A 6359-nucleotide genomic window follows, 5' to 3' on the forward strand; every position below is an offset into this window, starting at 1 on the left:
TCAATATATAACTCATATTGTAAACTCTGGCAAGTACTTTTTTCTCTCCCGGCCCCGCAGGTTTGGAAAAAGTCTTTTTATTGACACCCTTGATTGTGCATTCTCAGGTCGAAAGGATCTGTTCACCGGGCTATACCTCACAACCCCTGAATCTGGATGGGATTTCGAAAAGACTTACCCGGTTCTCAGGGTGGACTTTGCAGGTGGAACACTGAGAACACCCGAAGATCTTACGAGCAGACTTGAACGATTGTTAACCCAATGGGAAGAAAAATACGCGACCACAAAAACCACCGGATCTCCAGGTGAGCGATTACTCTATCTTATCCCACAAATCGCTGCAATAAGCAATACCCGGGTTGTAATCCTGATTGATGAATATGACAAGCCAATACTTGATAACCTGGAAGATCTGTCGCTCGCAGCAACAATGCGAGATCTGTTAAAGGATTTTTATGGTGCAATAAAGCCACTTGACAACTATCTCAAGTTTGTTTTTTTCACCGGAGTCTCAAAGTTTGTAAAAACCGGGATTTTTTCAGGGCTGAATAACCTGAATGATATAACCATAGACAAACGATATTCAGCAATCTGTGGATATACTCACCAGGATTTGGTTCGTGTTTTTGGGGACAGACTCACCGGATTTGATATCAATGACATCGCAAGATGGTATAACGGATACTCCTGGACCGGAGAATCTGTGTACAACCCATTTGATATCCTCTTATTTTTGGATCAGGGAGTATTCAGGCCCTATTGGTTTGAGACTGGGACACCCTCATTTTTAATAAAACTCTGGAAGAAAGACCCGCGCCTGCCTGCAGAATATGACGGACTGATAGCCGGTGAAGAAATAATGGGATCTTTTGATCCTGAATATATCAGGATGGAAACACTTCTCTTTCAAAGCGGGTACCTTACGATAAAGAATTGGTCGTCAGATCCCGTCAGGGGTCTTGTATGTATTCTCGGGTTTCCAAATACTGAAGTCAGAACTTCATTAAATGCTCTTTTTTCAGAAGCCCTGATTGGTAGAACGTTCCCGTCACACCGGAACCGTCTCTATGAACTACTTGATGCAAATGATATACCCGGCATTCAGAATTTTTTCTATGCACTATTCGCTTCGATTCCTCATGACTGGTACAGAAAGAACAAGATTGCAGAGTTTGAAGGATATTATGCAAGCGTATTTTATACCATGTTTGCAAGTCTCGGATATGAGTTACTGGCAGAAGATACCACAAATCATGGCAGAATTGACTTAACAGTCAAAACAAAACAGGCAATATGGTTGTTTGAGTTCAAGGTATTACATATGCCCAAACTGGGAAAAGTCAGTCCGCTTGTCCAGATGCACGAAAAGGGATATGCAGATAAATATCAAGGACAGGGACTGCCTGTGCATGAGATCGGCATAATCTTCGATCCGAAAACCCGAAACATCGTAAACGTTGAGATGGAAAAATAGATTCTGTTTCCAATAAAAATGCGATAATAATTGAGTTTTACTGCTGCTTCACGGAAATACATCACAGCCTTCCCGATCACATTTCAACAACATCATACTTACCAGAATTGCAGTAAACACCATCTGGAGTCCCAGGATGATACTGCAGAGAGTTATCAGCGCATTGAGAACTTGTGACAACTCACCAAATGAACGCTGAATCCAGTCAGACAGAATGCTGATTCCGTTAATAAAACCCAGGATCATGAGGAGACCTCCGCCAAACAGGAGGTACTCAAGTGTCCGGTAACGTAGCATTGGCCGAAACCATCGTCCACAGACATCGAATCCATTCGTGACCGCAAACGCCTTCAACGTGATCCCCATCATCGCCAATTGCATTCCTCCGGTCAGGAATACAACACCAAGGATAAATGAGTGGAATCCGGACCCACCTCCGTGAGCATTCAGGAGGACAAAACCCATCATAAACAGGCCGAATACTGCAAACAACCCTCCGGGAATAGCTAGAAACGGAAGGGGCTTTTCCAGCATGATAAACCTGAAATGCCGCCACCCATCTGCAAAACTATGAAGATTGGATGGACTCTGACGGGGATAATACGTAATCGGAATCTCAGTTACCCGAAGGTTCATTTTTCCCGCCTCTATCATCATCTCTGATGCAAATTCCATCCCCCCGGTATGAAGAGATAATCGTGAGAGGGCTTCTCTGCTGATTGCCCGGAACCCACTATGGCAGTCGGAAAAATGGGTTTTAAATGCGAGATTCAATAACAGAGTGAGCAGAGGATTTCCGAGATATTGATGAAGGGCCGGCATAGCACCGGGAAGAATAACCCCGGACATCCGGGATCCGATTACCATATCAGCCTCTCCCTGCTGAATCGGGCGAATCATTTCAGGGATTATCCTAAAATCATAGGTATTATCCGCATCGCCGATTACCAAAATCCTACCAGTCGCATACGAAAAGCCGGCAAGATATGCATTGCCATACCCTCGCTTTTCCGGATGGATCACCCTGGCACCCATTTCAGACGCAATTATCGGAGTTCGATCAGTTGAGGAATCTGCAATAATGATCTCATATGAAAGCCCCGCAGAAGTACATCCTTCTTTGATTCGCTCAATACAGGCACCAATAGTCTTCTCTTCATTTAAGGCAGGAACAACAACCGAAACATCCGGATTCATGAAATGGATTACTCCTCTTGTGTATCCTCCAAAATGGAGGATTATCTGACACCCTATCGAACAGGTACAAGATAGTCAGTATAGTTCTCTCCCCCGGCAGTATTAGTTATTCTGAATATCACCGGACCACAATGCTGATACCTATTTCACCCAGTCGGTGCAACCATTCCGTGGAATTACCATGGACTTCACCCGGTTCAGACAGAAAGAAACCATCCTGATAGTGGCAGTAATACTGATTTTTGCACTATTTGGTCTCTGGCTCCGCCTTCTTCCCATGGAGCAGTTAACCAGCGGCCCAGTTCAAAAAGTCATTTTTATGGATTCCTGGTATAACCTGAGACTCATTGAAGTGATCACTTCAAATTTCCCATCGTATCCCTGGTTTGATCCGATGAATGGATTTCCGGTTGGAAAGGATAATGACTGGGGCCCTCTCTATCCCATGGTTACCGCAGGAATCGCAATTCTTCTCGGTGCAACTACCAGAACTGATATCATGACCGTGGCATCATGGATACCCCCGATACTCTCTCTTTCCATGATTCCCATTCTCTATACCATAGGGAAGATTATGGTAGACTGGAAGACCGGAGTTATCGCTGCCTGTCTGACATCAGTAATTGCCGGGGAGTATCTGTACCGCTCCTTTTTTGGATACCTCGATCACCATTTCATGGAGACTCTGTTCTCAACTGCGTTTATTCTGTTCTATCTATTGATCATCCGGGAGAGCAAAAAAACCAGTGAAGAGAAATCCGGGTTGCCTAAAAAGTTCGTATTGTTTTCCGTCCTGGCAGGTCTCGTGTATTACCTGGGAATCATGAATATTCCGACAATGTTTCTCTTTGCAGGAATTGTGGGAATTTTTTGCGGACTTCATGGAATCTTCACACGGGATGAGGCATCACTCAGACTCCTTACCGGCGCTCACGGAATAATATTTGGCATTTTCATTCTTCTTTTCACCTTCACCGGAATACACAGCGAAAGCATGAGTCTGCCGCAATATTCTCTGATTCATATCATCCTCGCATTATTATTCATCCTTGAACCTCTCTTTCTCACTGCGGTCATTCATTATACGCACAAAAAATCTGCCCTCATAACGACAGGTATGATACTAGGGATCCCTGCAGCTTTCTTTGTTATCGCTTCCCTATTCCTTCCCGCGATCACCCAGAAGATTACCGAGGGTTTCACCTACTTTTTCTTCTTCTCATACAAAGATACGTTCATTAATGAGATGCAGATGTGGGATCTGACCCGGGCATATCATTCATTTAACATTGCCCTGCTTATCATGGCTGCAGGACTCGTCATCACCGGGTACCAGGTCGTGAAACAATATGACGCAAAAAAACTATTAATTCTCACATGGGCGTTTGTAATTCTTCTCTCAACAATCCTTCACCTGAGGTATGAGTATTATGCTGCAGTTATCGTGGTTCTTTTTTCATCCATTGCTCTGATATCTTTGTATGATTTCCTCATCGAATTTCAGTCATCCACATCCAAAGGGATAGTTAAAAGCAGGAATACAAAACCTGGACAGGCTGGTATCTCTATAATTCAAAAAAATATACCGCTACTTGCGGTCAGCATACTAATTCTCATAATTACTGCCCTGTCAGCACAGATCACCTGGGTAGTTGCTACCGAACAACTCCAGATGATCGGAATGAATGATGACTGGGGTGATGCGCTGACCTGGCTTGAGAAAAATTCACCAGATACCGGTATCGATGATCAGAAGATCTACACGAAAGAAGGATTTTCATACCCGAATACTTCATACGGTATATTATCCTGGTGGGATTATGGACACTGGATCACCTATCTTGGAAAACGGATACCAATCACGACTCCCTTCCAGAATAACGTAGGGCCGGTAGCCCAATTCCTGATTTCAACCGATGAAAAAACGGCGGATGGTCTTGCAGAACAAAACAGAGCGCGATATATTATCATTGACTATGAAACGATAAACAGTAAATACCCGTCTCTGCCTCTCTGGGCATTCGGACAAAATGCACGTGATACCTATCAGAAATATTACTATCAGCAATCAAAAAATAACCCGAATCAGTATGATCCGGTACTTACCCTGAAGCCTGATTTCTTCAAATCCATGGTTTCACGGCTTTATACCTTTGATGGTACAGAAACAAACAGCTCAGGCGCGAATCTTGTTATGTACGGAGAGAAACAGACAGGAGGGCAGAAGATTCCGGTGGTAAATCAGATAAACCAGCTTACCCCTGATCAGGCTGATAAGATGGCATCAGAACCACTGACTCCGGGAACGGATCTCGTGTCCATCCAGTATACACATCCGATCACGAAGATCCCGGCCCTCACCCATTATCGCCTGGTGTACGAATCTCCAACCGTGACTGCTTCAGATGAATATGCAGAGATGCATAATGTAAAGATATTCGAGCGGGTACCAGGGTATCAGATAACCGGAACCGGCACAATTGAACTCCCGTTAGTATCGAATCAGGGTAGGAAATTTACATACCGGCAGGAGAGTGTGAATGGAACATTCACGGTTCCATACTCAACAAAAACAGATGGAACCGGCGTACATGCGCTCGGACCTTATCGGAACATCCAGACCGGAGAAACATATGAGGTTGCCGAAGAGCAGATCTTACAAAAAATTTGAACTTTTTTTTACGAAAAAATCAGACCCGCTGAAAGTCATCAGCGGTCCGTTCAATATCATCTTCTTCAAGATATTCACCGATCTGGACCTCAATAACCTCAAGAGGGATCTTACCAGTGTTTGCAAGCCGGTGCATCACCCCGGCCGGCACATAGGTAGACTCTCCCGGGCGAAGAAACTGGTGAACTCCATTCAGTTCTACATCTGCTGTCCCGTGAACGACTACCCAGTGTTCTGATCGGTGATGATGTCGTTGCAGTGAGAGCCGTTTCCCTGGGCTCACACTAAGGCGTTTGATCTTATATCCGACTACTTCTTCGAGTTGAGTATAGGATCCCCATGGCCTGAATACGGTCCGATGAAATTCGGTGATCGGATTCCCCTGCTTTTTGAGTCCTTTCACCAGATCCCCAACCTGTTCTGCCATATCACGCCGGCACACAAGCAGGGCATCTTCAGTATCAACCACGATGGTATCCTGAATGCCAATCAGGGCTGTAACCCGATCTCCGGTACTGATAAAATTGCCAGATGACCCAATTCCCTGATATAATCCGACATTTGCGTGTTCGTCTTTTTGTGCAACATCGTACCATGCTGCAAAAGTTCCGAGATCGGTCCAGTCAGCAGTGAGCGGGACCGTAACAACACGATCAGAAAGCTCAAGAAGACCATAATCGATCGAGATTGAGGGAAGATTTTGATACATCAGATCCGTTGATTCAAATGCATCTGCAATCTCCGGCTGGTATTTCTTCAACTCCTCCTGAAAAATCCAAACAGAAAAGAGGAACATCCCACTGTTCCAGAGATACCCATTGCAGACGTAGGTTTCTGCAGTTACCTTGTCAGGTTTTTCTTTAAACTGTCTGACACGAAACCCAGGACCTATTTTTTCTCCAGGTGCAATATATCCGTACCCGGTATGAGCAGTAGCAGGGCATACCCCGAAGGTAACCAGATATTCGCTTCCCAACTCAACTGCTTCACGAATTTCATCAATAGCTTGATCATCAA

The 6359-nt window shown here is 44.6% G+C and carries 4 protein-coding genes; 2 read left to right on the forward strand and 2 right to left on the reverse strand.

Features of this window, described 5'->3' with window-relative positions; genetic code table 11:
• The coding region (locus tag LUQ50_RS14075; RefSeq protein WP_300040753.1) for an ATP-binding protein at positions 1–1474 on the forward strand (1474 nt) is incomplete at its 5' end.
• A 48-nt stretch (positions 1475–1522) separates the two neighbouring features.
• Here LUQ50_RS14075 and LUQ50_RS14080 read toward each other — a convergent pair.
• Positions 1523–2671: a glycosyltransferase family 2 protein gene (locus LUQ50_RS14080; protein ID WP_300040755.1), complete on the reverse strand. Its 1149-nt coding sequence runs from the start codon at positions 2669–2671 to the stop codon at positions 1523–1525.
• A 181-nt stretch (positions 2672–2852) separates the two neighbouring features.
• Here LUQ50_RS14080 and LUQ50_RS14085 point away from each other — a divergent pair, with 181 nt between their 5' ends.
• Positions 2853–5342, forward strand: coding sequence for an oligosaccharyl transferase, archaeosortase A system-associated (locus LUQ50_RS14085; protein WP_300040757.1), 2490 nt, complete (start codon positions 2853–2855; stop codon positions 5340–5342).
• 19 nt (positions 5343–5361) lie between these two features.
• Here the strand turns inward: LUQ50_RS14085 and LUQ50_RS14090 are convergent.
• On the reverse strand, positions 5362–6359 hold a 998-nt coding region (locus tag LUQ50_RS14090; RefSeq protein ID WP_300040759.1), incomplete at its 5' end, for a sugar phosphate nucleotidyltransferase.

This window comes from Methanospirillum sp. (assembly GCF_028679455.1).
GTDB lineage: Archaea > Halobacteriota > Methanomicrobia > Methanomicrobiales > Methanospirillaceae > Methanospirillum.